The sequence below is a fragment of the Deinococcus fonticola genome (assembly GCF_004634215.1).
GTDB classification, from domain to species: Bacteria; Deinococcota; Deinococci; order Deinococcales; family Deinococcaceae; genus Deinococcus; species Deinococcus fonticola.
Genome location: NZ_SMMH01000010.1, coordinates 14,254 through 40,307, shown reverse-complemented (window position 1 = coordinate 40,307; position 26,054 = coordinate 14,254). Strand labels below are relative to the sequence as shown.

Sequence of the window (26,054 nt, the reverse complement as noted above, 5' to 3'; positions counted from 1 at the left end):
TTTCAGGATTGTCGCATATCCTTCCCGCGCTAAAGGTATTGATCCTGCTGTTCTCGCCGCGGCATTACGTTGGTGCACCTTAATCTCCACCGTCCTTTACGCTAAACCTATGCGCTCCCTCTCCGCGTTCCTGACTTTTCTACTTGTGCTTGGGCTGGGGGCTTCGGCTCAGAGTGTGGCGGACGTACAGAAACTCCCCCTCCTGCACGATCCAGCCGCACCTATCTGCCCCACTGTTGAAGTCTTACCCTGAAGCATGCCTCTTTCCCCTTACCGTCAGCCTTCGCGGGAGCGTGTTCGCCTTTACCTGTCCCTGCTGCTCATGCTGGTGCTGACGGCGGTGCTGGGGCGCGGGCGGCCCGGTGAACTGGGGACACTGGACACGCTGAAACGCAGTTCGTTTGCGCGGGTCATGTTCATGGACATTGGCGTGCTGAGTACCCTGGGGGCGCTTTATCTGGTGCTGAACGGTAAAACGGCTGTGCGGGTGCCGGCGGCGCTGGCGTCGCTGTTCGCGGGAAGTTTCGCGCTGCTGCCCGCCCTGGCTTACGAGGACTGGGTGGCGCTGCGGGCGCAGGAGCGGGCGGCGGAGGAAACCGGGTCGCGTTAAGGGGCGGCAGGAAGGTCGGCGTCCGCTCTCTTGTCAAAGTGACCCCTGGCAGCCTGTGGGGGTTTATTCCAGTCAGGCGGTCACAGGCCGCAGTTGCGCGTGGGCCAGCGTGACCACTTCTTCAGGGGTGGGCGCTTCGTTCAGGAAGGCGCTGCTGATCTGCACGTCCTGGGGCAGCAGGCCACGGGTCTTCAGGTGAGTCAGGGCGCTCGACAGGGTGCGCAGCAGTTTCTGGCGCTGCTCGCTGTGCACGTGCGGAAACAGCAGCAGCAGGGTGTCGTCGTTCCAGCGGCCTATGCTGTCGGTTTCGCGCAGCAGGGGTTTAATGGCCTTCACGACCAGTTGCAGGGCCTGGCGGCCCTCGGAGGTGGTGGTGCTTTCATTGACGGTAATCAGCACGGTCAGGTGGGTGCTGCGGCTGGGGCTCAGCATATACGTCCGGGCGCGTTCCTGAATAAGTTGGTGGTTGGCCACGCCGGTCAGCGGATCCCAGATCAGTTGCCGTTCCAGTTCCTCCACGCGGCGCCGGGCGTTCAGGGCCTGGCGTCCGTACTCGGCGGTAAAGGGCAGCACCCCGGCCGTGACCAGCAGCATCAGAAATTCAAAGATCTGGTGCAGGCCGTTTTTCACGGTAAGGGCCAGAATGCCGCTCAGCAGCAGACCCGTCAGCGCGGCACTGACACGCCGGGGCAAAATGGCGACCAGGAAGGCCATCAGCAGCGCGGCTTCCTGGTACTGTACGGTGGTCATAGGCTGGGCGGTCAGGAAATTGTTCAGCAGTTCCGCGCTCAGGCGCAGGGCCAGGAAGCTTGCCCCGACTCGGTAGGTGGTGGGCATGGCCACGGCGCTGCGAACGTTGCTCAGCAGCAGGTACAGCGTGCAGCCGCCGCCCAGGACGTTCAGGGTGGTCTGCATGGGGCTGCCGGCCTGCCAGGCCGTCCAGATGCCCAGGTTTTGAATCAGGAAAACCAGCAGCAGCAGCCAGCCGAACACCCGTTGGCGGCGTTGTTCGGGCCATGTACTCCAGCTGGAGGCCTCCTCCATGCTCTCAGTGTAGTGGGCGGGTTCTGTCGGGTTCATCACAGGGGGGCGGGTGAAAGAGTCAGGTGCAAGTCCGGGCCTATGCTGGGGCATGCTCTTACGTCCTGTCACGGCGGCGGATAAACCCCTTTTGCTGGCAGTCGAGGCGCAGTCCACCCCCAACCTGCGCTATCTGCCGGCGGTGTACGAACAGTTCCTGGCCGACGCGCCGCAGGGTGAATTTATGCTGACCGAGGAAGCGGGGCAGGTGCTGGGCTGCGCCAAGTACACCCGCTTGCCGGACGGGTCGGCGTGGCTGGAGACGCTGCGGGTGGTTCCAGAGGCGCAGGGGCGCGGGCTGGGCAAGCGTATGTACCGGCGTTTCTTCGAGCTGGCACGCGAGCAGGGCGTCCGCACCATGCGCATGTACACCGGGGCCGGCAACGTGGTCAGCCGGGGCCTGGCCGAGCACTTCGGCTTTCGGCTGGAGGAAACGTTCATGGGCTTCACACGCCCCGTCACAGCGGATTACACCGGCACAGGGGACGCTTCCACGCCATTTCGCGCCGTCACGGACGCGGCCGGGGCCGCCGCGCTGCTGCTACCGCTGCGGGCCAGCTGGGGGGAATTTCTGGTCATGAACCGCACCTTTCTGCCCTTTAGTGAAGCGGTGTGCGCCGACCTGGCGCGGCGCGAAATGGTATACGCCAGCGGCGACGACGTGGTGGTGCTGGGGGCGCGCTTCAGTCCGGAGGAGGCCCAGCACGTCCTGCTGTTCAGTGGTGACGCCTCCCGCTGCCTGGCTTTTGCCGACGCCCTGGCCCGCCAGCAGGGGGCCGCGCAACTGGTGTGCCTGTGCTGCGCCGCGAACGTGGACGCGCAACTTGCCCTGGGTCAGGCGGGCTTCACGCCCGATGGCGCGCCTTACATCGTCATGCGCGTAGAGGTGACCTGACCCCTCTTTTAACGACCCTGTAGCGCCCCCTGGCGCACTGTGTCCGCTACGAGGGGAGGAAAAGGAGCCAGAAGATGAAGCACATGCTTTCCAGAGGATTGCTGCCTGACCTGCTGAGGCTGGGCCGCGCAGGACTGCTCACGGTTCTGGGGCTGTCCACCGCAGCGGCCACCGCCGTTCCGGTCAGCCAGCCTCCAATCAGCCAACCCCCAATCAGCCAACCGCCGATCAGCCCGCCCCCGGCCAGCGCTGCACCGGCGCTGGCGGCCCAGGACATGGCCGGGACGGACATCGTGACCGGCCTGACCCTGGCCGTGAACGCAACGGGTCAACTGGTCGTCACGGCGCTGGAGGACGGCGGCGCGGCCCAGCAGGCGGGGTTGCAACTGGGTGACCGGATCGTGGCCGTGAACGGCCAGCCTCACCCGGCCCTGAGCACCGTGCTGCTGCTGCTGGGCGGCCCGGCCCAGGGGCAGGTCGAGCTGTCGGTGCAGCGCGGCAACGAAGCGCTGCTGCTGTCGTTGCCCTTCTGAAACTCGCCCCACCCGCTGGCCTGGCCCTCTTTCTGGCCGGGCGGGTCTGCCCCCACACTCTCAAGGGGAGCTTAAAGTCTGTCATGTGCGGGTCAGTGACCTTGCGCAGAATGCCAGCGTGGAGTACTGCGCATGATGCTTGCCTGGCCCCCCCTTCTTCTCGACCTGCTGGCCCTGGCGGGCGTACTGGCGCTGCTGCGGGCGGTGGTGGGGCGTTTTATCGGGTTGCCGCTGGGTTCGGGGCGGCTGGCCCTGGCCTGGCTGTTCGGGGCGCTGGTGGGCGTGTGGTTCCGCACGCGGGTGCAGTGGGCGGGGGGCGGTTCGCCCGGTTTGAAGTTCGGGCTGCTGGTCTTGACCGTGCTGATGTTCGTGCTGGTGTCCGAGCTGCTGGTGCCGCAGGGCCGCATTCCGCCGCTGCCCGGCTGGTGGGCCGCCCTGAAGCGCACGCTGCGGCAGTCGCGGCGCAGCACGCAGATCATGGGCATTCTGGTTCGGCACGGCCTGAACCCCCTGAGCGCGCGCACGCGCCACTCCTTTCAGAAGCCCACGCGCCGGCAGGGCCAGCAACTGCGGGCCGCGCTGGAAGAGTCCGGCGTGACCTTCGTGAAGCTGGGGCAGGTGCTCTCGACCCGCAGCGACCTGCTGCCGCCCGAAGTCACGCGCGAACTCTCGCAGTTGCAGCAGCAGGTGAAACCCGCCCCCTGGGACGACATCCGGAGTGTGCTGGAACGGGAACTGGACGCGCCGCTGGAAATGGTGTTCGGCCACATCGACCCCGAACCGCTGGCCGCCGCGTCGGTCGGGCAGGTTCACCGCGCCGCGCTGCGCAGTGGGCGGCCGGTGGTGGTCAAGGTGCAGCGCCCCGGCATCCGCGAAGTGGTGGAGGGCGACCTGGAGATCGCCGAGCAGCTGGGGCAGACCCTGGAACGCCGCACGGACTGGGGCCGGGAAATGGGCGCGGCGCAGCTGGCCCACAGTTTTGCCGACGACCTGCGCCAGGAACTGGACTTCAGCCTGGAAGCCAGGAACATGACCGACCTGAAGGCCGCGCTGGAGCGCCACCCCGAGGCCGAGCGGCTGGTGGTGCCGGGCTATGAACCGACCCTGAGCACCTCGCGCGTGCTGGTCATGGAGGAACTGCGCGGCCGCACCCTCAGCGACGACGCGCTGCTGGCCTCGCTGAGCAGCGCACAGCGGCAGGCCTTCGCGCGGCGCATCTTCCACTCGATTCTGCGCCAGATGACCGTAGACGGCCTTTTCCACGCCGACCCGCACCCCGGCAACATCATGCTGCTGGATGCCGAACCGGACGCACCCGAAGGGTCACCGGCCGCCGAACGACTGGCCTTCCTGGACTGCGGCAGCGTGGGCCGCATCGACCGCACCATGCAGGCGGGGTTGCAGCAGCTCATCATGGGCGTCGAGTACAGCGACCCGCAACTCTTTACCGACGCCCTGCTGGACACCCTGGGCCGCCCCGAGCACATCGACGAGGGCCGGCTGCGGCGCGTGCTGGGGCAATTCATGGTCGCGCAGCTGCGGCGCGAAGGCCCCATGGACGTGGGCCTCTTCAACGAACTTCTGCGCCTGATCACCAGCCAGGGCCTGCACGTTCCCGGCGAACTGTCCACCGCGCTGCGCTCGCTGGCGGTGGTGCAGGGCACCCTGAGTGTCCTCGACCCGGAGTTCGACCTGATCGGCGAGGCGCGCAAAATCGCGGCCCGGCAGCTTCAGGACGAGTTGCTGCCGCACAACCTGCGCCGCACGCTGGAGCAGGAACTGGTGACGGTGCTGCCGCTGCTGCGCCGCCTGCCCCGCCACGTCGATCAGGTCGCCGGCATGGTTGAGGAGGGCCGCCTGGGCATGAACGTGCGCCTCTTCGCTGACCGGCGTGACCGGGTGGTGGTGTGGCAGATCATGAACCAGGTTTTGCTGACGCTGCTCGGCACCGTGCTGACCCTGGCGTCCGTGCTGCTGATGACCAGCCGCGGCGGGCCGCAACTCACGCAGTCCTTCACGCTGTATCAGGTGATCGGCTTCAATGTCGGCATCCTCAGTGCGATCCTGATTTTCCGTGTGCTGATCGTGATTTTCAAGCGTGACATGGAGTAGGCCGGCCGCATAGGCTACCCGGTTGGTTTCGTTCTCCTGTCAGCAAAACGCCGGAGGGAAAACTCCACCTCCGGGCTGCTGGTTGTTCCTGTTCGCTTCGTTCGGCCCTGCTCAGTTATTTCCTCACCCGGTCATTCCTTCACGGAGGGGTAGGCAAACTGCTCAGGCATCCCCGGTTTTGCGGTTGGGCTCCGTCAGGCCCTTGGACTGCGAGGAACCGATCTGCCGCAGGAAAATGGTCAGCGCCACGATGGTGGCCACCGCCAGGAATTCACTCTGCCAGTTCTGGAAGGACTCGAACCAGAACTCCGGTTCGTGCAGGAACTGGCCCAGCGTCTCGGCGGTTTTTCCCTGCGCCATTTCCGCAAGGTTGTAGTCCTTCCAGGAATTCAACAGGTGCGTCAACATCGAAGCGCCGAACAGCGCGAACAGCACCAGCGACAGCGAGTTGCGCTGCCAGAAACCTTTGACCTGACTGTCGCGCTTCTCCTGCTCGCGGTCTTCCTGGGTTTCCTCCTCCGGGTAGGGCTTCGACTCGGCGCTGCCGCGCTGGCGCAGGTACACCGTCAGCACCACGAAGGCCGCCATCTGCAAGAATTCACTTTCCCAGTTTTCGGCCGTGGCCGACCAGAAGTGCGCCGAACGCAGGTAGGCGCCTAACGTCAGCAGGTGCTGGTGCGCGTCCTGCAACTCCTGATTGTGCACCGCCCAGCCGCTAAGGGCCTGCGCCGTCCAGAACAGCAGGAACAGCAGCATCAACACGATGGTCAGGGCGTTGTCGTGCCAGAAGCGTTTCATGCGGCTGTTTTAACAGAGGCCCGTCCCGGCCCGGATGACAGAAGCCTCTAGAGCATTTGACAAAAGAACCGAGTGCTTTGTGTCCGAGCGGACTGGCATAGTTCTGAATTCAGACGAGCAGGACGAAGAATAGAGTTATGCGGGGTACCCTTCCACGCCTGACGGAATTCGGAGAACGGCTCTAATCGGGTTTCCCTGCTTCCAGCAGCGCCAGCACCTCGGCGTCGCTGGTCTGCCCGAACTCCCGGTAAAACTGGCCCACTGCCCGGAAGCCCTGCGGGGCCAGCAGGCTGAAGGCCTCGTTCGCCGCGCGCCCCAGTGCCAGCAGCGTGTCCGGCGCGGCGACCGGCACTGCTATCTCGATTTTTGCGGCTTCCAGCGCCCGAACCGCCTGCACGGCGGCGTGCATGGTCGCGCCGGTCGCCAGCCCGTCGTCTATCAGCAGCACGGTTTTGCCCCGCAAGTCCAGCGGCCCTTTCCCGGCCCGGTACACCTGCTCGCGCCTCTGAAGTTCCTGCTGTTCGCGCGCCTCCACCCGCGCCAGGTCGTCCGGCGTCACGCCCACCTGCGCGATCAGTTCGGTATTCAACCAGCGCGCCCCCACCGCCACCGCGCCCATCGCCACTTCCGGGTACTGCGGCAGGCCCAGTTTGCGCACCACGAACACGTCCAGCGGCGCCCCCAGGGTGCGGGCCACCTCCGCCGCCACCGGCACGCCCCCACGCGGCAACCCCAGCACCACGAGGTGCGGCTCGTCCCGCCAGGCCACCAACGCTTCCCCCAACCGCCGCCCCGCCTCGCGCCTGTCGCTGAACATGCTCATGCCTCACCTCGGTGTCTGGAATGTAATCGTGAAAAAACAGGGCTGGGATGATGTTCTCTGGGCTGCTGCGTCTGGTTCTCAGGCATAGAGTTTGGCGCTTAGACGCCAGGCCAGCGGCTTGAAGCAGTTCTCCGAATTCCGTGCTCTGGGGAAGGGCACCCCAGAGCGCTCCATTCTCTCCTGCGCAGCTGTGCCAGTCCGTCCTGCTCGTCTAAATTCACTCGCTCTCTACGAGCTGTGCCAGTCCGCTCGGACAAAATCACTGCGTTCTTTTGTCAAATGCTCTAAATCGGCGCGTCTTCCATAAACTTCGGTTCGCGTTTTTCCCTTCTGGCGGCGAGCCCTTCGTGGATGTCGGGGCCGGTGAAGCCCAGGAATTCCAGGGCCAGTGACGTGTCGAAGGTCGGTCCCATCATGCGCAGCCAGTTGTTCAGGGCGTACTTCGTCCAGCGCACGGCGCTGGGGCTGCCATTCGCCAGTTTTCGCGCCACGGCCCACGCCCGGTCGAGCAGTTCGTCTTCCTCCACGCACAGGCTGACCAGCCCGATGCGTTCGGCCTCCTCGCCGCTCACGCTCTCTCCGGTCATCAGGTGGTACTTGGCCTTGTTCAGGCCGCACAGCAGGGGCCAGATGATGGCGGCGTGATCCCCGGCGGCCACGCCCAGCCCCACGTGGCCGTCCAGAATGCGGGCGTTTTTCGCGGCGATGCTCACGTCCGCCAGCAGCGCCACTGCCAGGCCCGCGCCCACGCAGGGGCCGTGAATGGCGCTCACGATGGGTTTGCCGCAGTTGATGACGTTGTACACCAGGTCACGCGCTTCGCGCCACACCCGGGCCAGGGCGGTGAAATCGCTGGCCATTTCCTCGATCAACTCGAAGTCCCCACCTGACGAGAAGCCGCGCCCCTCGCCGCGAATCAGCACGGCCCTCACACCTGCCGCCGCATCGATGTCGCGCCAGATGCCCGCCAGCGACTGGTGACCTTTGTCGTTCACGCTGTTCAGCGTCTTCTGGTTGCTGATGACAACCTCCAGAATCCCACCGGCGTGAAAAGTGACATTCAGGCCGGGGTACGCGCCCGGAGCCGTGAGTTTCGCCGTATCGGAAAGGTCAGCCATGCGCTCAGGCTAAAGCATTTGCCTGTTGCGCTGCGCTGTCGCTCCTTCACTTGGTCGGCCTTTTTGCTGCTCGCTGGGCTGGCACAGCTCCCCGAATCTAGTCTGAACTTGCCGTGATTGCCTTCCTGTTCATCCGTATGAGCTCCTGCTCCCGCGCCAGCCCAGCAGGCCCACCAGCGCGGCCAGGCCCATGCTGCCCATGACCAGCGGCACCACGCCGCCCCAGCCGGCGGCCTCGAACACGTGTCCGGCCACGACGCTGGACACGGCCGCCCCGCCGTAGTACGCGAGGTGATACAGCCCGGTGGCGAGGCTGCGGGCCTGGGTCACGCTGCGCTGCACGGCGGCCAGCGCGGCCGACTGTGACAGGAACACGCCGCACGCCGCCCCCGCCACCCCCGCGATGATCAGCGGCAGGGGAGAGGACATCGTGACCAGCAGGCCCAGCAGGCTGCACGCCGCGGCGCTTATCAGCGTGACCAGCGGCCCGCGCGCAGCGAGAAAAGGCCCGGCAATGGGTGTGATGACCACGCCCAGCAGGTACACCGCGAAGATAAACCCGGTCTGCGCGGAGTTCAGGTGATAGGGCGCGTCGGCCAGGCGCAGGGTCAGGGTGTTGAACACGCCCACCAGCGTGAACAGAATCAGGAACCCCACCCCGCAGGTGGCCAGCAGCGCGGGGTTTTTCAGGTGGGTGCCCAGACTGCACAGCACCGAGCGCGGGTCACGGTGCGGCCTGAACTGCGTTTCCGGCGGGAGCCGCCGCGCCAGCAGGAAGCCCACCAGGGAGGTGCCCGCCAGCAGCCAGAACGCCGCGTGCCACCCGCCCCAGTTCGCCACCAGGCCAGATAGAAAACGCCCCAGAAAGCCGCCCAGCACCGTGCCGGTGACGTAGGCGGTCAGGGCGCGGCTGCGCTCGGGCGCCGGGATTTCCTCGGCAATGTAGGCGTTCAGGCCCACCATGACGCCCGGAATAAGAAGGCCCTGAAGGAACCGCACCCCATTGAGAACAGGCAGGGTCTGTGCCAGCACCGCCAGCACGGCCGGAAGCACCAGCAGCGCGAACGCCCAGATCACCGTTCTGCGCCGGCCCACCGCGTCGGCCAGCACGCCTACCAGCGGCGACGCCAGCGCCATCGAGAGCATCGTCGCGCCGATCACGCCGCCCACCTGCGCCGCGCCCGCGTGAAATTCGCGCGCCAGCACCGGCAGCAGGCTTTGCGGGGCATACACGTTCAGAAACACCAGCGTTCCCAGGGCCGCCAGCAGCAGCGGGGACACGCGGCGCGGGGCGCTCAAGGCAGGCCGACCAGACCGCCCGCGTTCACCAGCGCCGTCGGCACGCCCAGCGCCTGCGCCTGCCGTTCGTCCTGCACCCCCGGCATTCCAGCCAGCAGCAGCGTCGGACGCGCGTCCAGCCCGAACCCGCCGGTGTCGTCGAGGCGGCGCAGCACCGGCCCAAACGACCAGTCGTGTGCCCACAGCCGCTTCATGGCGTGCAACACCGCCGTGCCGGGGGGCGTCACGCGCTGCGCCGTTTCGGCGTACAGCTCGCCCGGACGCCGCGCGTGCACTTCGCCCGTATTCAGCCCCGCGTTGCCCAGCGCCCGGTAAAACACCTGAACCGCGTCATCCACCAGTACGCTGGAACGCACCAGCGCCTGCGCTTTCTCGCACAGATCCTCCAGCGCGTCCTCGTCCACACGGTAGGGGTTGATGCCCTTGAAAATGACGCGGAGTTGCTCCGGCAGGTTGAAATTGCGGTAATACGCTTCCTCGAAACTGGCGGGCACCAGCATGCCCGGCACGAAATGCTCCGCCAGCCGGTGCGTTTCCGCGCCCACCTCCGACACCGGGCGACCCTGCGCTTCACCAAACGTCAACATGCCAGGAATCGTAGAGCGTGAACTGTGGCAGGTGGTAAGGGAAGACAGGCCAATTCGCTTATTCGCCAGCGGGCGGGAGTTTGTTACAGTCCCGGTATCCCTTCTTCAGGGTGATGCGCCATGCCTAGAGCATTTGACAAAAGAACGCAGTGCTTTTGTCCGAGCAGAGCGAGTGAATTTAAATGAGCAGGACGAAGAATGGAGCGCTCTGGGGTGCCCTTCCACAGAGCGCGTAATTCGGAGAACTGCTCTAAAAGCCTGACTTGAACACACCACTCGTTTCATTCACCCGCCCACCTGGGCTGGGTGCAGGCTTATTCATCCCTGGAGACCCGAATGAAATGACTGACTCCACACACCCCAGGCGGGTTTACCTCGTCATGGAAACCGTGACGACGCTGGCCTTCGCGCTGGCGTTCACCTTGCAGGGGCTGTACTTCGTGCAGACGGTGGGCCTGACGCCCCTGCAACTTCTGCTGATCGGCGCGGCCCTGGAAGCATCGGCCTTCCTGCTGGAAATCCCCACGGGCGTCGTGGCAGACGTGTACTCGCGCCGCCGCTCGGTGGTTCTGGGCTTTCTGTGCCTGGGCGCCGCCGTGCTGCTCGTCGCCAGTTTCCCCAGCTTCTGGCCCATTTTCCTGGCGCAGTTCGTCAGTGCCGCCGGCTACACCTTACTGAGCGGCGCCCAGCAGGCCTGGATCGCGGACGAAGTCGGCGGGGAACACGCCGCGCACCTGTTCCTGCTCGCCAGCCAGTACGCCCGCGTGGCCCGCATCGCCGGGATTCTGCTGGTGGTGGCCCTGGCGCCCTGGGGCCTGAGTCTGCCCATGCTGGTGGCCGGGGGCCTGCTGCTGCTGCTGGCCGGCTATCTGAAGCTCATCATGCCGGAGAACGGGTTTCACCCCGCTCCGCCCGAAGAACGCCAGTCGTGGAGGGCCCTGACCGCCACCTTCCGGCAGGGCGTCGGCGAGGTGAGGCGCAGTTCCATCCTGACCCTGTTGATGGTCGCCGCGCTGCTGTACGGCGCGAGCACCGAAGCGTTGGATCGCCTGAACGAGTTTCTGCTGGTCAAGGAGGTCGGTCTGCCTGCGGGGATGACGCCCGCCACGTTGTTTGCGGGGCTTGCTCTCGCCTCGAACCTGATCGGTTGGCTGGTCACCGAACCGCTTCGCAAACGCCTCGATCCCGCCGACCCCGCGCAGGCCTCGCGGGCAGTACAGGCCCTTTTACTTCTGTCCGTGCTGGCGCTGCTGGTCTTCGCGTTCGCACCCGGTTTCTGGTGGGCCGCGGCGGCGCTGGTGGCTCACGGCGTGTTCCGCAGCCTGTACGTCCCGCTGTACAGCGCCTGGCTGAACCGGGGCCTGAACCCGGGTTCCCGCGCCACTGTGAACAGCCTCGCCAGTCAGGCCGACGCGCTGGGGCAGGTCACCTGCGCTGCCCCTCTTCAGGCGGGTGGGGGGACGCTGACCGTTGGCGGCTCAAGGCCCCGTTCAGGCGAGCGCAGAGCGCGCCACCATGCTCACGATGGGCCGGGCGTCCGTGGCGTCGTGGTGGGCCAGGCGGTGCAGGATGATGCCCTCGGCGCAGGCCATCAGGGCCGCCGCGCCCACCTGCGGCTGCCTGGCCCCCAGGTGACGCAGCGCCCCCGTGATGGACGTTTCCATGACGGCGCGCGCTCTGGCCACGGGTTCGCGGATGGCCAGGTCGTGGCTGGCCTCCATAAAGAGCACGATGCGGGCGGTGCTTGGCACCCGGTTGGGGCCAGTCGTGAAATCAATCAGGCCGCACAGGACATCGATCAGTTCCTCTGGACTGCCCGGGTGGAAGATCGGCTGCACCATCTGAAGCTCCTGCTCCACGATGTGATTCACGACGCCGACCAGCAGCGCCTGACGGCTGCGAAAGAAGTTGGAGGTCGAGCCCCTGGGTAAGGCGGCCTTCTCGTCCACCCGGCCGTGGGTCAGGGAGCGCAGGCCCTCCGAGCCGACAAGTTCCACAGCGGCCTGAAGGGAACGGGTGCGGGTCAAGGACACAGCCCTCACTATAGGGCGGCCTTCCTGACACTACAGATATAGTATTTGCACTATAGATGTAGTGCCGTTGGGCATGACGACCATTCCTGGCTTCAGGCGGCGCACCGTGCCCCTTCCCGGCCTGCACCTGCGCCTCACCGAAGCCGGACAGGGCGAGCCGGTGCTGCTCTTGCACGGCTTCCCGCAGCACAGCCACGAATGGCGGCACATCCTCCCCGAACTGGCCCGGCATTACCACGTCATCGCCCCGGACCTGCGCGGAGCCGGGCAGACCGACGCTCCTGCCGGCGGCTACCAGCGCGGGCCACTTCTGCAGGACGTGCTCAACCTGCTCAACGCCCTGCACCTGCCCCGCGTGCACCTGATCGCGCACGACAGGAGCGCCCTGATCGGCTATCAGAGCTGTGCCTGCAACAGCCCCAGCGCGTCGCCAGTTACGTGGCGCTGGGGCCTCACCCCTTCGTGACCTTCAACCCGCGCATGCTGCCGGGCATGTGGCGCCTGTGGTTTCAGTACGCCATTGCCACGCCCTCCATCGGCCCGCATTTCCTCGCGAGTGGCTGGCAGCCCCTGGCCCGTTACCTCTTCACTGCCCACATTCACTGCCCACACTGCCCGGCCGGGTCAGTGGACGGAGGCGGAACTGGAGCCGTTCCTGGCCCCCCTGCGCCAGCCCGCCCGCGCCCGCGCTGCCGGCGCGCTGTACCGGGGCTTTATCCTGCGCGAAGTGGCCTTCATCCTGGGCGGCTGGTACAGGAAAAAACACCTGACCACCCCCACCGTCGCCCTGCACGGCGCACATGACGCCACCCTCCCCGCGACCTTCCTGGGCGGCTACCAGAAATACACCCCGAACATGACCCTGCGCCTGGTGGACGGGGCTGCCCACTACCTCGCCGACGAACGCCCCGACGTGGTGACGGCCGAGGCCATGAAGCTCTTTGCTGCCCACCCGATTTCTGTCTAGCTTTTCGGTGTAGCTTTACTGGCCAACTTGACTGTGTCGCCTTCGCGCCTGCCCGCGCCCGTGGACGCCAGCTGGGGTCAGCTACTCCTGCGGCTTTTGCCGTGCAGGAGCGGCTGCCCGGCTCAGTGGCGGCCCTGAGCCGGGCATCCGGCCAGGGACGTTCCCCCGGTGGCCGCCCCGATGGCCGGGGGTCACCCCCCGCTGCATGAAGATCCGGAGATGGTATGCTTCGGGGCAGTTCAACTTGCCCCGGTGAGTTGAAAAGGGAGTCTCCTCCCTACCCTTTAATTCTTCAACAGAAAGGCCCGTCTCTGCGCCCGCCCTCACGCGCCCGCAGGCTGGACGTGCCGTGAGAGAGGCCCGAATTTGGAACTCACCCCCCGCGTCCCCCCCCACAGTAACGACGCTGAAATCAGTGTGCTGGGCAGCGTTCTGCTCGACAACGATGTCCTGTCGCAGCTGGGCGATACCGTCACCCCCGAGATGTTCTACCGCGAGGGTCACCGCAAGATCTTCACGACCATGCGCGAATTGCAAGACCGCGGCGACCCGGTCGACCTGATTACCCTCAGCGAAGACCTGCGTGTCCGGGGCCTGCTGGACGAGGTGGGCGGCATCACGTACCTGATCGGCCTGTCCGAGCAGGTGCCCACCGCCGCCTACGCCGAGAACTACGCCCGCATCGTGCAGGAGAAGCACACCCTGCGCCAGCTCATCAGCGCCAGCGGCAAGGCCATGCAACTCGCCTACGACGCCCAGCTTCCCCTGGAAGACCTGCTCGACCGCGCCGAGAAGATGATCTTTGAAGTCGCTGAGCAAAAGAAGAAGGGTGAGGGCTTCGCCGCGATGGACTCGGTCGTTCACGACACCTTCGAGTACATCACCCTGCTGCACGCCAACAAGGGCATCCCAGACGGCGTCAGCACCGGCTTCCGTGACCTGGACGAACAGATCAGCGGCCTGCAGAAAGGCAGCCTGAACGTGCTGGCGGCCAGGCCTTCGATGGGAAAGACCGCCTTCGCGCTGTCCATCGCGCAGAACGTGGCCCTGCGCGGCGAGAAGACCGTCGCGGTGTTCAGCCTGGAAATGCCCAGCGTGCAACTGGCGCTGCGCATGCTGTGCAGTGAAGCGCGGGTGGACATGAACCGCATTCGCAGCGGGCAGCTCAACGAGCGTGATTTCGAGCGCCTGGCGCATGCGGCGGGCCGCCTGGCCGAAGCGCCGATGGTCATCGACGACGAGGCCGACCTGACGCTGAACAACCTGCGCAGCAAGCTGCGGCGCATGGCCGCGCAGCACGGGCAACTGGGCCTGGTGGTCATCGATTACCTGCAGCTGATGTCCGGCGGGAAAAGTAATGGCGGCAGCGACAACCGCCAGCAGGAAATCAGCACCATCTCGCGTGGTCTGAAGGGCCTGGCGCGTGAGATGGAAGTGCCTATCGTTGTGCTCAGTCAATTGAGCCGCGCCGTGGAACAGAGGCCCAACCACCGGCCGATGCTGTCGGATTTGCGTGAATCGGGGGCCATCGAGCAGGACGCGGACATCGTGATGTTCATTTACCGCGACGAGTATTACAACAAGGAAACCGATCAGCAGGGCATCGCGGAAATTATCGTGGGAAAGCAGCGCAACGGCCCGGTGGGCACGGTGAAGTTGCAGTTTCATAGCGCACACGTTCGGTTTAACGATCTTGCGCCGGAGGGAGTGTAATGGCGGAAGATCAGGCCAAGCCCGGCAATCAGGGCAACAATCAGCGTCGGCGCCGGCGCAGGCGCAGTAACCAGCCGCAGCAGTCACTTCGGCCCGGTCAGGTGACCAACACCACGGCGGTGCCGGTGCCGGCCACCCCGAAGAAACGCGGGCAGAAAAAGCCGCTGGCCGAGCCGCGCATCGGCGTGGGGTGCATCATCCTGCGCGGCGACGAGATTCTGCTGGTGCGCGAGCGGGGCCGCTGGTCGCTGCCCAAGGGCGGCCTGGAAGCCGGCGAACTGGTGCAGGACGGCGCCCGCCGCGAAACCTTCGAGGAAACGGGCCTGGTCGTGGAACTGCGTGACCTGGCCTTCATCGTGGAGTTTCAGGCGCAGACCTGGGGGCATCACCTTCAGTTCTTCTACACTGCCCGCGAGGTCAGCGGCGACCTGCAACCCCGCGACCCGGACCGGGACGTGCAGGAGGCGCGCTTCGTGCCGATCCGGCAACTGCGCGAGTTCATTCGTTTCCGCCCGCGCCTGGTGTCGCTGGAAACCTGGCTGCGTGAACGCCGCCCGCGGCACTTCACCTTCAACCTCGACCACGAACCCGCCATGTTGCGTAAGCGCCGCCGGGTGGGCGAGAACGGCGTGGTCACGGCGGTTGCGGAAACCGAGGGCGACGGCGAACCCGACTTGTAACACAGATTCCGTCTGTTTCGTTGACAAATTGCACCAGAACCGCTTGGTCAACTCCACGCCCGGAACCCGTTTTTCTCCTTCTCGCTCTGCTGCGCAGCTTTGCAATTCTGTTCGGATTAAATCGTTGTTGCAAACGGTTTAGTCCGAGTCTGCATAAAACGTGGGCCGCCGAGGGAAGAGGGCGCGGCGTTTCGCTTGTTCCGCTTCCCTCAAGCCTATACGCTTAACCCCTATGAGCCGTCCTCCTTTTTCTGCTGCCGCCCTGAACGGGCAGGTGATCGCGGTGACCGGCGCCGACCAGGGGTATGGCCGGCTGGTCAGCCAGGCCCTGGCGCGGGCCGGGGCGAGCGTCGTCATGATCGGCGGCAACACCGAGACCCTCGCGGCCACTGCCAGTGTCCTGGAGCAGTACGGCGCAGAGATCATTCCCCTCAAGGCCGACGTGAGTGTTCCGCTGGACTTCATCAGTGCCCAGGAACGGATTCTGCAAATTTTCGGCGCGCTGCACGGCGTGGTGCACCTGGCCGACCGGCGCGCCAGCACCACCTTCGCCATGCTCACCGAGAACGAGTGGATGGACCTGTTCAACTGCAACGTAAAAAGCACCGTGGGCATCGCGCAGATTCTGGCCCGCCGCCTGCCCGGCACCTGGCTGACCGTGATCGGCCCGCACCTCGACGAGCCGGGCCTGCAAGCCTACCCCCAGCGTGGCGCCCTTCAGGGCCTGGTAGAGCACGCGCACCGTGAGGAACTGCGCGTCAACCTGCTGCTGCCGGGCCGCGCCAGCAGCGGCGAGGAAATGCTGGACGCCCCGGTGGCCGACGCCGTGCTGGCCCTGGCGACCACATGCTTACAGAGCCTGCGCGGAAACGTGATGCAAATTCCCCTGGCCCCTGCCCCCAAGGTGCGCCTGCCTGACCTTCAGTACCTATGAAGTGCCCTTACTGCTCGGCGCCCGACAGCAAGGTCGTGAACAGCCGCCCCAGCGACGACGGGGCCAGCATCCGCCGCCGCCGCGAGTGCCTGAAGTGCGCCCGGCGTTTCACCACCTACGAACGCGCCCAGCTCGAACCCCTGATGGTGGTCAAACGCCACGGCCTGCGCGAGGCGTTTAATCCGGACAAGCTCCTGCGCGGCCTGATGCTCGCCACCGAGAAGCGCCCCGTCAACGCCGAGCAGCTGCGCGCCTTCGCCTACGGTTTCGAGGACGACGTGCAGCTCCCCGAAATCCAGAGCGAGGAGATAGGCCGCCGCGCCATGACCTTCCTGCGGCCCCTTGACGACGTGGCCTACATTCGCTTCGCCAGCGTGTACCGCGACTTCGACAGCCTCGAAAGGTTCATCGAGGAAATCCAGGGCTTGAAAGACAAGGAGTAGGCCTCTTTCGTCCGGTCAAAAGGAGCTGCCCCAGCCTCAGTCTTTCGGCCTGGGCATGACTGGGCCCTGGTTCTGGGGTTTTTTGCCCCTGGTGTCGCCCAGCAGGTCGCGGATTCGGGCGAAGTCGGCTTCCACGTCCCCGGTGGGGGTCACGTACCCGACCACGCCGATGCGTTTACGTCCCCAGTCCAGCACCATCACGCCAATGGGCACGCCCGCCTCCAGGGCCATGTAGTAAAAGCCGGTCTTCCAGTACGGGGCGTGGGCGCGGGTGCCTTCCGGCGCGACCAGCAGCATGATCTCCGGCTCCTGGCGGATGATCTCGACCACGCCGTCCACGAAGTTGGCCCGGGCCTGGCGGCGGTCGAGCGGAATGCCGCCCACCGCCCGCATGAACAGGCCCAGCGGAAAACGGAACAGGGAATCCTTGGCGACGTAGCGCACAGGACTGCGGGTGGCCCACGTCCAGAACAGGCCCGGCCAGAAGTCGGCGTTGCTGGTGTGCGGCGCGGCGGCGGCCACGCACCTGGGGCCGGGCGGGGTGGCCAGCAGGGGTGTCCAGCCGGCCAGGCGCAGCGCCACCAGGGCGGCGCGGGAGGTCAGGGTGTGTGGGCGGCCAGGCCAGGTGGGAAACATACTGCGGGGACTCTACGCGCTGGGGTCTGACGTTTTCCTTGTGTGCCGGTAGGGTCAGGCGCTCTGGGCCGTGAACCAGGCGGGTTTTGCCCCCATTCCCAGGGGCGGCTGGGCTGGCAGGACAAATTGGAAAGGCGCAGAATAGACAAACCGTCACTCTCGCCGTAACGCGGCGTGGTTCATCCTGTATACTTACCTAACAAGCGTTAGTTAGGTTCCTGCTTTTTTTCAAGTGACCGTCACCCGGAGGTGCTCCACATGACTCAGCCCATCCCGCAGACTGCCGAAACGCCCGAGCAACTCGCCGCCTTCGAGGCCCGCATCGCCGCTGGAGAAAAAATAGAGAGCGGCGACTGGATGCCTGAGGCGTACCGCAAGCAACTGATCCGCATGATTTCCCAGCACGCGCACAGCGAAGTGGTGGGCATGCTGCCCGAAGGGGCCTGGATCACCCGCGCGCCTAACCTGCACCGCAAGATGATCCTGATCGCCAAGGTGCAGGACGAGGCCGGTCACGGCCAGTACCTCTACCACGCCGCCGAAACGCTGGGCACCACCCGCGAGGAGATGCTGGACGCCCTGTTGACCGGCAAGGCCAAGTACAGCAGCATCTTCAATTATCCCACCCTGACCTGGGCCGACATCGGTATGATCGGCTGGCTGGTCGACGGCGCGGCCATCAAGAACCAGACCATGCTGGCCGGCTGTAGCTACGGCCCCTACAGCCGCGCCATGGTGCGCATTTGCAGCGAGGAAACCTTCCACCACAAGCAGGGCAAGGAAATGGTCGTCGCGTATGCCCGCGAAGGCACCCCGGAGCAGAAGAAGATGGCGCAGGACGCGCTGAACCGCTGGTGGTGGCCCGCCGTGCAGATGCTCGGCCCCAGCGACAAGGACAGCCCCAACACCCCGCAACTCATGCGCTGGGGCATCAAACTCAAGACCAACGACGAGGTGCGCCAGGAGTTCATCAACGAGCACGCCCCCGAACTTCTGGAGGCGGGCCTGACCATCCCGGATCCGGACCTGCACCAGGACGAGCAGGGCAACTGGATTCACGGCCCCATCAACTGGGAAGAGTTCTTTGAAGTGATCAAGGGGGGCGGCCAGATGAACCGTGCCCGCCTGGAGTCTCGCAACAGGTCCCACGACGAGGGCGCGTGGGTGCGTGAAGCCCTGAACGCCTACGAAGCCCGCCGGCACGCCCAGGCGGCGGACTGAGCCCTGCCCTGAGCAGGGAGGGGTGAGCGGAGGAGCACTTCTGCCCCCTGTCCCACTCCCTGCCCATCGCCAAGTGACTTACCGGAGGAAGCTATGTCCGTCAAAACTGGAGACCAGTGGCCGCGCTGGGAAGTGTTCAAGAAAGATAATGACCGCCGCCCGTATCAGGCGGTAGGAAGTGTTCACGCGGGTGACCCCGAGCACGCGCTGCTCACGGCGCGTAACATCTTCGTGCGCCGGCCCGCCGCCGTCAGCCTGTGGGCAGTGCGGGAAGACGACATCGTGTCGGCCACCGCCGAGACGGTGTTGGCTGAGATGGGGCGCGACAACGCTGGCAAACCCATGCACGGCCCGGCCGGCGTGTACCACGTGGGCGTGAAGATGACCCACAAGCGCAGCATGACCTTCGTCGACCTGATCGGCACGGTGGACGCCACGGACGCTGCCGACGCCATGCGTCAGGCCCGTGAACTGCGGCCGGATGCGCTGGCGTGGTGGGTCATTCCGGACAGCGCGATTGCCCGCACCGAGGACAGCGAAGACACCGTGGAAAGCTGGTTCGCGCCCGCCGCCGAGAAGACCTACAAGCAGCAGCAGTACTACGGCACCATCGGCCGCCACGTGGGCGAACTCAAGCGCGCCGGCCTGATGCCCAGACAGGTCAACGAGACGCCGGTGCTCGGCGCCAAGCATGTGCGCCCGCGCCTGGAAGCGGACGCCGACGCCCCTAACCCCATTGCCCAGCCCATGACCCAGTCCACCGCACAGCCCACCGCACAGCCCCCCCAGGTGACCGAATGACGCTCACGGCCCAGCACCTCTCCGAACAGCAGAAAACCGCCCTGATCACGCGCCTTCAGGCCCTCGCGGACGACGAGATCATCCTGGCGCAGCGCGACAGCGAATGGACTGGCCACGCCCCCATCCTGGAAGAGGACATCGCCCTGGCGAACATCGCGCAGGACGAGATCGGGCACGCCCTGATGTATCTGGAACTGCGCGCCGCCCTGGACGGCAGCAACCCGGATCACCTCACCTACTTCCGGGGCCCGCGCGAGTACACCAACGTGCAACTCGTCGAGCTTCCCCGGGGCGACTGGGCCTTTACCATGCTGCGCCAGTACCTGTACGACGCCTACGAGGCGCTGTACCTCGACGCCCTGCGTGCCAGCACCTACGCCCCGCTGGCCGAAGTGGCACAGAAGGCCGTGCGCGAGGAGAAATTTCACCTGCAACATACGGCCCTGTGGGTCGAGCGCCTGGGCCTGGGCACCGAGGAGTCCAGCCGCCGCATGCAGGACGCCCTGAACACCCTGTGGCTGTACACCGAGCAACTGTTCACCAGAACCCAGGACGAGGACGCCCTGATCACGGCGGGCATCACCCCGGATCCGGCCACCGTGAAGGCCCGCTGGGAAGGGCTGGTGCGGGCGCACCTGGAACGCTGCCAGCTGCAAGTTCCCACAGTCAGCCCGCTGCGCCTCAGCCGCGATCAGCACCGTGAAGACCTGATCTACCTGCTCACCGAAATGCAGAGCACCGCCCGCGAATTCCCCGACGCCCAGGTCTGGTAAGCCAGGTCTGCACAGTCCTGGGTCTGCACAGCCGCGCCGGAGCCGTCGCCGGTCAACCCACTTCGCCAAGGAGGCCCGCTATGACCGCTTCTCAAATCAGTCCTGAACGCATCTGGCAGGCCCTGAGCGCCGTGCCGGATCCCGAGATTCCCGTGGTGTCCATTACCGACATGGGCATGGTGCGGGACGTGCAGGTGGAGGGCGAACGGGTGACCGTGACCTTCACGCCCACCTTCAGCGGGTGCCCGGCCCTGCATGTCATTAGAGGCAGTATCGGCGAGGCGGTGCGTGGCCTGGGCGTGCAGGAGGTCGAGGTGAAAAGCACCCTGACGCCCCCCTGGACGACCGACTGGATGAACGCCGACGCCCGCGAGCGGTTGCGCCAGTACGGCATCGCCCCGCCCGCGCCTGCCGGCGAGCAGCTCATCACGCTGGAAGCTGAACCCACCCGCTGCCCCCGCTGCGGCAGCCTGAACGTCTGCATGACCGCCAGCTTCGGCAGCACCCTGTGCAAGCGGCTCTACGTCTGCGACTCGTGCAAGGAGCCCTTCGAGGGCTTTAAAAGCGTGTAGGTATAGCTCCAACGGACGCCCCGGCAAGCTCAAGGAGAGGCCGGGGCGTGTCGTCGTTATGTTTGGAGGGGTTCTTTCACAGGATGGGCGACAGATCAAAGGAGGGCCTGCTGAAGTGCTTCTTTTTCCACGCCGGTACTGCCGATGGCCAGGCCTGGCTTCTTCAGGCGTTGTCCTTCGGCTCAAAGTCAATCTTTTCACCGTCGTTGAGGTATTCTGCCGCCTTGCTAGGCCCGACTGTCACCCCCAGAGCCACCACCGTCCGTTCCAGATCGTTGTCGTGGGCTGCTTTCACGTCCCAGGCGTCCTTGAGCGTGAGGGCCAGCACCGCCCGGTCATAGGGGTGCATGTCGGAGAGCTTGCCCACCAGGGCCTTGCCGTCGATGTCCCATTTCTCGCTCAGTCCATCCTCCAGCGCATCCTCCACTTCCACCGCGAGATACTGGGCCGATTCGGGGGTGATGAACCAACGGCGCACCACATCCAGCAAGGCCAGGACTTCATTTCTGCCCATCTTGACGCCGCGCAGCGCACGGGCGGCGTGGTGGGCGTGCAGGCTCAGGTGGTTACGGGCCACCTCGGACGCCTCGCTGGTGCTGTAGGTGTCGGTCAGACGGGCCACGAAGAAGGGTTTCAGTGTGGAGTCTTGCAGGAATGGATCCAGCGCCCGGACAGTCTTGGATTTCATCATGCTTGACTCTGCCTCATTCGGCCCGATCTGCACCAGTCCAGTCATGCCAGTACGGGGGCGTGAAGTGGGGCGCGGTGCCCGGTAAGGGGCGGGCCTGTCGGATGGCCTGTCGGGCCGTTTCCAGGGGCCTGTCGAGGGGTTCCACCTGCCAGCCCCGGCAGGGAGCCTTGCCGATCTCATGCAGGTAGGACAGCAGTTCTCGCAACGTGTCGGCGTGTCCGATGCACAGCCCTTCCCACACGCCCGGCTCCACTTCCCGCAGTTCCGTACTGGCCCACACGGGCAGGCAGGGGCGACGGGGGCGGTTTTTGCTGCTGTCCACCACCACCACGGCCAGCAGATCGAGCGGCAGGGGAATGACGCGGGCCTCCCGTCCGGCAAAGTGCCACGGCGCATCGGCGGCCCGCAGCACCGCCGCGCCCAGCAGGGCGTCCAGATGAACGGGGCCTGTCGGGCGCACCTCGGGGAAAGCCAGGCGCACCGTGACGCGCAGCGGTTCCTTTCTGAGGGCAAACCACGCCCGCCAGATGGCGCGGGGCGTCAGGGCGGGGGGAACACCTTTCCCCACAGCAGGAAGCGGCTGGAGGTGCGGGGCCGTGTCGCCAAAGTGGGCCAGTTCGGGGGGAAGGATTTCAGTGGAATAAGGCATGTCGGGTGTCCTTTCTGTGACAGGAACTTAGCCGAACTGCTTCAGCACGCCTTCCAGCCTCTCTTTCTGCTTGCCGAAATCCTCCACGCGGCGCCGCTCTTCCTCGATGACCTCGGCGGGGGCGCGGGCCACGAAGCCCTCGTTACTCAGTTTGCCCTGCGCCTGCTTGATCTGCTTGTCGAACTCGGTCAGGCGTTTTTTCTGCTTGCCCAGCCAGTCGGCGATGTCCACCGTGCCTTCCAGCGGGGCGAGGATGGTCACGCCCGGCTCGACGGCGCTCAATGTGCGGCCTTCCAGTGCAGGAACGAGTTGCACGCGGGCGATCCCTTCCACCACGCGGGCGTTGTCGGTGACGATCCCGGCCAGCTCGCCTTCCACGGCGACGTTCAACCTGTCCTGCGGCGAGAGGCCCAGTTCGCTCTTGAGGCTGCGGGCGCTGTCCACCGCCGAGCGCAGCGCATTAAACGCCTGGGTGGCTTCGGCGTCGTGCAGCGCCGCGTCGGGCCGGGGGCAGTGGTGCACGGCCAGCTGGCGGCGGTGGCCCAGCGCGGCGTACAGCTCGCTGGTAATGAACGGCATGAAGGGGTGCAGCAGTTTCAGGATGTGCTCCAGCACGGCCTTGAGGGTCACCAGGGTGCCCAGGTTGCCGCTACTCAATGTGGGCTTGGCCGCCTCGATGTACCAGTCGCAGAATTCATCCCAGGTAAAGGAGTACAGCGTGCGAATGGCCGCGCCGATGTCGAAGGCGTCGAGTTGCGCGCTGGCTTCAGCGGTCACGGCGTTCAGGCGCGAGATGATCCAGCGGTCGGCCAGCGTGAGGTCTTCACGGCCTTTCACCTGCGCCAGTGCATCCTCGCTGCGAATGCTGATTCCCTCGGGTTTCACGGTGGTGCTGCGCACATACTGCGTCAGTTCGTCGTCGCCCGTGAGGTTAGGAATGGCTTCGCCCAGACGCATCAGCGCGAAGCGGGTGGCGTTCCATAGCTTGTTGGCGAAGTTGCGGCCCTGCTCGAAGCGGCGGGGGTCGTGCTTGATGTCCTGCCCACCGGTGCTCAGGAAGGCGAAGGCGAAGCGGCTGGCGTCCACACCGTACTGGTCGAACAGTTCCAGTGGGTCGAGGCCGTTGCCCTTGCTCTTGGACATCTTCTGGCCCTTGCTGTCCAGGTACAGGCCGTGCAGCATCACCGTGGAAAACGGCGCCTGCCCGGTCAGGCCGTACCCGGCCATCTGCATGCGGGCCACCCAGAAGAACAGGATGTCGTACCCGGTTACCAGCACCTGCGTCGGGTAGAACTTGCGGAAGTCCTCGGCGTCGGTGTCCGGCCAGCCCAGCGTGGAGAAGGGCCACAGGTTGCTGGAAAACCAGGTGTCGAACACGTCCGGGTCGCGGCGCAGGTTCAGCCCCGCGTACCTGGGGTCGAGGTCGCAGTCCAGGTCGGGATTTTCCGGATCCGGGACGTAGGTGTTGCCCTGTTCGTCGTACCAGGCGGGAATCTGGTGACCCCACCACAGCTGCCGGCTGATGTTCCAGTCGCGGATGTTCTCCAGCCAGTCGCGGTTTACTTTCGTGTAACGCTCGGGCGTGAGTTTGATGTCGCCTTTCTCCAGGCCTTCCAGAACCTGATCCGCGAAGGGTTTCATCTTCACGAACCACTGCTCGGAAATGATCGGCTCCACCGGCACTTTGGTACGTTCACTGATCGCCAGCGGCGCGTCGTGGTCTTTTTCCTCGATGCTCAGGCCCGCCTCTGCGAGCGCCTTCATCACGGCCTTGCGGGCGGCGAAGCGCTCCAGCCCCTGAAACTCGGCGGGCACCAGGTCGTCGCTGGTCAGGTTGCCTTCCAGGTCGATCACGCTGGGGCGCGGCAGGCCGTGGCGCTCACCCACCTCGAAGTCGGTGGGGTCGTGCGCGGGCGTGATTTTCAGTGCCCCTACGCCGAATTCCATGTCCGCCGCCTCGTCCGCGATAATGGGAATCCAGCGATCCGTGAGGGGAATCCGGGCTTTGTGGCCCACCACATGCCTGAAGCGAGGGTCTTCGGGGTGAACCGCAATCGCCTGGTCGGCAAAAATGGTTTCCGGGCGCACCGTGGAAATGCGAATCTCACCCGCCTCCCCGTTGCTGGGGGCGGCGTTCTCGTCCTCCAGTTTGTAGGAGAGGGTGACCATCTTCACCTTGCGGTTCTCGCGGTCGATTTCTAGTTCGGAAAGCGTCGTCTGGGCCGCCACGTCCCAGTTCACCATGCGCTCGCCCCGGTAGGCCAGGCCACCCGCGTACAGCTTCACGAACTGGTGCCGCACCGCGCGGCTTAAACCCTCGTCCATGGTGAAGCGCTCGCGCGTCCAGTCGGCGCTGACGCCCAGGCGCGAAAGCTGATTGAGGATCATGCCGCCCGACTCGGCCTTCCACTCCCACACGTTGTCCAGAAACTTCTCACGCCCCAGGTCATGGCGGGACACGCCCTGATCACGCAGTTGCCGCTCCACGACCACCTGCGTGGAAATGCCGGCGTGGTCCATCCCCGGCAGGTACAGCGCCTCGAAGCCCGCCATGCGCTTGTAGCGAATCAGCGTATCGATCAGGGTGTTGTCCAGCGCGTGCCCCAGGTGCAGGTTCCCGGTCACGTTGGGCGGCGGAATCACGATGGTAAAGGGTTCCTTGCTGCTGCTGGCGTCAGCCCGGAACGGCTCGGAACGCCACTTCTGCGCCCACTTCGGCTCGATGGCGGTGGGGTCGAACTGCGGGGCCAGGGTCGTGGATGCGGGGTCAGTCATGCGGGGAACTCCTTTTAAAGTGTTGTGTCTGAAGGGTCGCGCTGCTGAAGCTTCTGCAATGCAGGCAGCGCGGACTCGAAGCCGTAACCGGGAATAAGCTGCGGGTCGCTTAAGGGGGCGAAACGAAACAGGAAAGTCATGCCTTTATCGTCCTGGCCGTCCGAGACGACGTGCGACCAGGTGTCCGGCGTGTCCTGTGGCGCGGTCAGCCAGTAGAAATGGCGAATTCTGGACGGTGCAGGCGTCGTCCAGAGCTGCGAACCCAGGTCAAGCGGGTGACTCAGACGCAGGCCCGTTTCCTCGTAGACCTCGCGCAGCACGGCCTGTTCCGGGGTTTCTGCCGCGTCCACACCGCCGGCCGGCATCTGAATGCCGGCCTCGGGGTATTCGGCGGTGTGTTCAAAGACCAGCAGTTCATCAGGCCGGCGGGTGATGTAGGCCAGCACCTTTTCAGGCCAGCCTTCCTGCTGCGCCAGGGCGCGGGCTTCGGCCTGGGAAAGAAGCTGGGTTTGTGGGGTGACTGGTGGCATACGTCCACTCCTGTGAATAGAAAAACGCCCGCCGAGCAGGGCTGCTCTAAGCGGACGAGATGGACGTTCCCGTGGTACCACCGCTGTTCCGGGGCTGGATGCCCTGGCGCTCTTGACGCGCTGTAACGGGCGCTCCCGGACGGGTCTACTCTGCCTTTTCTCGCTGGCCTTTCTTCCGTCTTGCTCACGGGTGACGTTCTCCGGGGCGCTTTCGCTCAGGCTCTCAGCCACGACCTGAACTCTCTGAGAAGGCGCTTGTCCGGGTACTCTTCCCGGTCACTGCCCGCACAGTGTAAATCCGGGCGGGGCGGCTTGGCAATGCGTCAGATGGCGGAGTCAGGAGCAAATTTCATGACTTTTCCCGTCTGGAGGCTGGCGGGCAGCGACGTGTGCTGGTGCGTGACCACCCACCCGGCGGTCGTGCGTTCCATCACCCATGTCACGCGCTCCTGCATGGCGCGCAAGTCCTGCCCGTCGGCAGACACGGCCCTGTACTCGATCAGGGCGTGAAGGGTGGCGAGGGTGTCGCTGCTCACGACCTGGATGTCCTGGCAGGTGACGACCACTTTCTCGTCGCCCAGTGAGCCGAACCACTCGGTGGTCGAGTGACGCAGCGCTTCTTTGCCGGCCGCCTGCCAGCTTTCCCAGGCGTCGAATATGCGGATGTTCTCGGCATAGAGCGCCAGGAAAGCCTCGACGTTCCTGGCATAGACGGCCTCGGCGTAGGCAGCGGGAAGCTGCGCGGGATCTGGGATAGGCATACTCAATCGTAACGCTATTC

General features: G+C 65.6%; 27 protein-coding genes and 1 pseudogene. 15 read left to right on the top strand and 13 right to left on the bottom strand.

Annotated features, from left to right (window positions below; genetic code table 11):
- Positions 1-256 precede the first annotated feature (256 nt).
- Positions 257-610 (top strand): hypothetical protein, encoded by a 354-nt coding sequence (locus E5Z01_RS07585; RefSeq protein ID WP_135228818.1) that lies wholly within the window; start codon positions 257-259, stop codon positions 608-610.
- Positions 611-682: 72 nt separating this feature from the next.
- On the opposite strand, the gene E5Z01_RS07580 is transcribed toward E5Z01_RS07585, so the two are convergent.
- Positions 683-1,654 carry a GGDEF domain-containing protein gene (locus E5Z01_RS07580; protein ID WP_167757822.1) on the bottom strand — a complete coding sequence of 324 codons (972 nt, stop codon included), beginning with the start codon at positions 1,652-1,654 and terminating at the stop codon, positions 683-685.
- Between the two features lie 88 nt (positions 1,655-1,742).
- Here E5Z01_RS07580 and E5Z01_RS07575 point away from each other — a divergent pair, with 88 nt between their 5' ends.
- The 3 genes from E5Z01_RS07575 to E5Z01_RS07565 all read left to right on the top strand — a co-directional run bounded on the left by E5Z01_RS07575 (position 1,743) and on the right by E5Z01_RS07565 (position 5,230).
- Positions 1,743-2,585, top strand: a complete 843-nt coding sequence (locus E5Z01_RS07575; RefSeq protein ID WP_135228816.1) for a GNAT family N-acetyltransferase — start codon at positions 1,743-1,745, stop codon at positions 2,583-2,585.
- 74 nt (positions 2,586-2,659) lie between these two features.
- Complete coding sequence (locus E5Z01_RS07570) at positions 2,660-3,118, top strand: PDZ domain-containing protein (RefSeq protein WP_135228815.1); 459 nt, start codon at positions 2,660-2,662, stop codon at positions 3,116-3,118.
- 132 nt (positions 3,119-3,250) lie between these two features.
- Positions 3,251-5,230 carry an ABC1 kinase family protein gene (locus E5Z01_RS07565; protein WP_135228814.1) on the top strand — a complete coding sequence of 660 codons (1,980 nt, stop codon included), beginning with the start codon at positions 3,251-3,253 and terminating at the stop codon, positions 5,228-5,230.
- 162 nt (positions 5,231-5,392) lie between these two features.
- Here the strand turns inward: E5Z01_RS07565 and E5Z01_RS07560 are convergent, their stop codons facing one another.
- The 5 genes from E5Z01_RS07560 to E5Z01_RS07535 form a co-directional block, all read right to left on the bottom strand.
- On the bottom strand, positions 5,393-6,028 hold the full coding sequence (locus E5Z01_RS07560; RefSeq protein ID WP_135228813.1) for a DUF6766 family protein: 636 nt from the start codon (positions 6,026-6,028) through the stop codon (positions 5,393-5,395).
- A 181-nt stretch (positions 6,029-6,209) separates the two neighbouring features.
- Complete coding sequence (locus E5Z01_RS07555) at positions 6,210-6,851, bottom strand: phosphoribosyltransferase (RefSeq protein ID WP_135228812.1); 642 nt, start codon at positions 6,849-6,851, stop codon at positions 6,210-6,212.
- 284 nt (positions 6,852-7,135) lie between these two features.
- Positions 7,136-7,969 (bottom strand): enoyl-CoA hydratase/isomerase family protein, encoded by an 834-nt coding sequence (locus E5Z01_RS07545; RefSeq protein ID WP_135228810.1) that lies wholly within the window; start codon positions 7,967-7,969, stop codon positions 7,136-7,138.
- Positions 7,970-8,098: 129 nt separating this feature from the next.
- A complete protein-coding gene (locus tag E5Z01_RS07540) occupies positions 8,099-9,268 on the bottom strand; it encodes an MFS transporter (protein WP_240738231.1) in 1,170 nt (389 codons plus the stop codon).
- Positions 9,265-9,855: a hypothetical protein gene (locus tag E5Z01_RS07535; RefSeq protein WP_135228809.1), complete on the bottom strand. Its 591-nt coding sequence runs from the start codon at positions 9,853-9,855 to the stop codon at positions 9,265-9,267. Before E5Z01_RS07535 ends, E5Z01_RS07540 begins: the two co-directional genes overlap by 4 nt.
- A gap of 341 nt (positions 9,856-10,196) precedes the next feature.
- Between E5Z01_RS07535 and E5Z01_RS19765 the strand changes: the two are divergent.
- Positions 10,197-11,267: pseudogene (locus E5Z01_RS19765) on the top strand (MFS transporter); the annotation flags it as partial.
- A 78-nt stretch (positions 11,268-11,345) separates the two neighbouring features.
- On the opposite strand, the gene E5Z01_RS20360 reads toward E5Z01_RS19765, so the two are convergent.
- Positions 11,346-11,696 carry a hypothetical protein gene (locus tag E5Z01_RS20360; RefSeq protein ID WP_420810835.1) on the bottom strand — a complete coding sequence of 117 codons (351 nt, stop codon included), beginning with the start codon at positions 11,694-11,696 and terminating at the stop codon, positions 11,346-11,348.
- Between the two features lie 265 nt (positions 11,697-11,961).
- On the opposite strand from E5Z01_RS20360, the gene E5Z01_RS19760 reads away from it, so the two are divergent.
- The 6 genes from E5Z01_RS19760 to nrdR all read left to right on the top strand — a co-directional run bounded on the left by E5Z01_RS19760 (position 11,962) and on the right by nrdR (position 16,625).
- On the top strand, positions 11,962-12,354 hold the full coding sequence (locus E5Z01_RS19760; RefSeq protein WP_205750474.1) for an alpha/beta fold hydrolase: 393 nt from the start codon (positions 11,962-11,964) through the stop codon (positions 12,352-12,354).
- Between the two features lie 90 nt (positions 12,355-12,444).
- Positions 12,445-12,855: an alpha/beta fold hydrolase gene (locus E5Z01_RS19755; protein ID WP_205750473.1), complete on the top strand. Its 411-nt coding sequence runs from the start codon at positions 12,445-12,447 to the stop codon at positions 12,853-12,855.
- A gap of 366 nt (positions 12,856-13,221) precedes the next feature.
- On the top strand, positions 13,222-14,568 hold the full coding sequence (gene dnaB / locus E5Z01_RS07515; RefSeq protein ID WP_119764529.1) for a replicative DNA helicase: 1,347 nt from the start codon (positions 13,222-13,224) through the stop codon (positions 14,566-14,568).
- Entirely contained in the window at positions 14,568-15,248 is a 681-nt protein-coding gene (locus E5Z01_RS07510; RefSeq protein WP_135228807.1) for an NUDIX domain-containing protein, read from the top strand. The genes dnaB and E5Z01_RS07510 overlap by 1 nt, the downstream gene beginning before the upstream one ends.
- Positions 15,249-15,480: 232 nt before the next feature.
- Positions 15,481-16,182 (top strand): SDR family NAD(P)-dependent oxidoreductase, encoded by a 702-nt coding sequence (locus E5Z01_RS07505; RefSeq protein ID WP_119764533.1) that lies wholly within the window; start codon positions 15,481-15,483, stop codon positions 16,180-16,182.
- A complete protein-coding gene (gene nrdR, locus E5Z01_RS07500; protein ID WP_135228806.1) occupies positions 16,179-16,625 on the top strand; it encodes a transcriptional regulator NrdR in 447 nt (148 codons plus the stop codon). Before E5Z01_RS07505 ends, nrdR begins: the two co-directional genes overlap by 4 nt.
- A gap of 36 nt (positions 16,626-16,661) precedes the next feature.
- On the opposite strand, the gene E5Z01_RS07495 is transcribed toward nrdR, so the two are convergent.
- Complete coding sequence (locus E5Z01_RS07495) at positions 16,662-17,261, bottom strand: 1-acyl-sn-glycerol-3-phosphate acyltransferase (RefSeq protein ID WP_135228805.1); 600 nt, start codon at positions 17,259-17,261, stop codon at positions 16,662-16,664.
- 258 nt (positions 17,262-17,519) lie between these two features.
- Here E5Z01_RS07495 and paaA point away from each other — a divergent pair, with 258 nt between their 5' ends.
- From paaA to paaD, 4 genes are all read left to right on the top strand, one after another.
- Positions 17,520-18,482, top strand: a complete 963-nt coding sequence (gene paaA / locus E5Z01_RS07490; protein WP_119764539.1) for a 1,2-phenylacetyl-CoA epoxidase subunit PaaA — start codon at positions 17,520-17,522, stop codon at positions 18,480-18,482.
- A 93-nt stretch (positions 18,483-18,575) separates the two neighbouring features.
- Positions 18,576-19,283, top strand: a complete 708-nt coding sequence (locus tag E5Z01_RS07485) for a phenylacetic acid degradation protein (RefSeq protein WP_135228804.1) — start codon at positions 18,576-18,578, stop codon at positions 19,281-19,283.
- Positions 19,280-20,056 (top strand): 1,2-phenylacetyl-CoA epoxidase subunit PaaC, encoded by a 777-nt coding sequence (gene paaC, locus E5Z01_RS07480; RefSeq protein ID WP_135228803.1) that lies wholly within the window; start codon positions 19,280-19,282, stop codon positions 20,054-20,056. The genes E5Z01_RS07485 and paaC overlap by 4 nt, the downstream gene beginning before the upstream one ends.
- 80 nt (positions 20,057-20,136) lie before the next feature.
- Positions 20,137-20,628, top strand: a complete 492-nt coding sequence (gene paaD, locus E5Z01_RS07475) for a 1,2-phenylacetyl-CoA epoxidase subunit PaaD (protein WP_135228802.1) — start codon at positions 20,137-20,139, stop codon at positions 20,626-20,628.
- Between the two features lie 163 nt (positions 20,629-20,791).
- Here paaD and E5Z01_RS07470 read toward each other — a convergent pair whose 3' ends face one another.
- The 5 genes from E5Z01_RS07470 to E5Z01_RS07450 all read right to left on the bottom strand — a co-directional run bounded on the left by E5Z01_RS07470 (position 20,792) and on the right by E5Z01_RS07450 (position 26,034).
- Positions 20,792-21,319: a hypothetical protein gene (locus tag E5Z01_RS07470; RefSeq protein WP_135228801.1), complete on the bottom strand. Its 528-nt coding sequence runs from the start codon at positions 21,317-21,319 to the stop codon at positions 20,792-20,794.
- A gap of 13 nt (positions 21,320-21,332) precedes the next feature.
- On the bottom strand, positions 21,333-21,968 hold the full coding sequence (locus E5Z01_RS07465) for a hypothetical protein (RefSeq protein WP_135228800.1): 636 nt from the start codon (positions 21,966-21,968) through the stop codon (positions 21,333-21,335).
- A gap of 27 nt (positions 21,969-21,995) precedes the next feature.
- Positions 21,996-24,743, bottom strand: a complete 2,748-nt coding sequence (locus E5Z01_RS07460) for a valine--tRNA ligase (protein ID WP_135228799.1) — start codon at positions 24,741-24,743, stop codon at positions 21,996-21,998.
- A 14-nt stretch (positions 24,744-24,757) separates the two neighbouring features.
- Entirely contained in the window at positions 24,758-25,273 is a 516-nt protein-coding gene (locus tag E5Z01_RS07455; RefSeq protein WP_135228798.1) for an NUDIX hydrolase, read from the bottom strand.
- Positions 25,274-25,596: 323 nt separating this feature from the next.
- The gene (locus E5Z01_RS07450; protein WP_135228797.1) at positions 25,597-26,034 is read right to left on the bottom strand and encodes a YybH family protein; all 438 of its coding nucleotides are present in this window, start codon (positions 26,032-26,034) and stop codon (positions 25,597-25,599) included.
- Positions 26,035-26,054 lie beyond the last annotated feature (20 nt).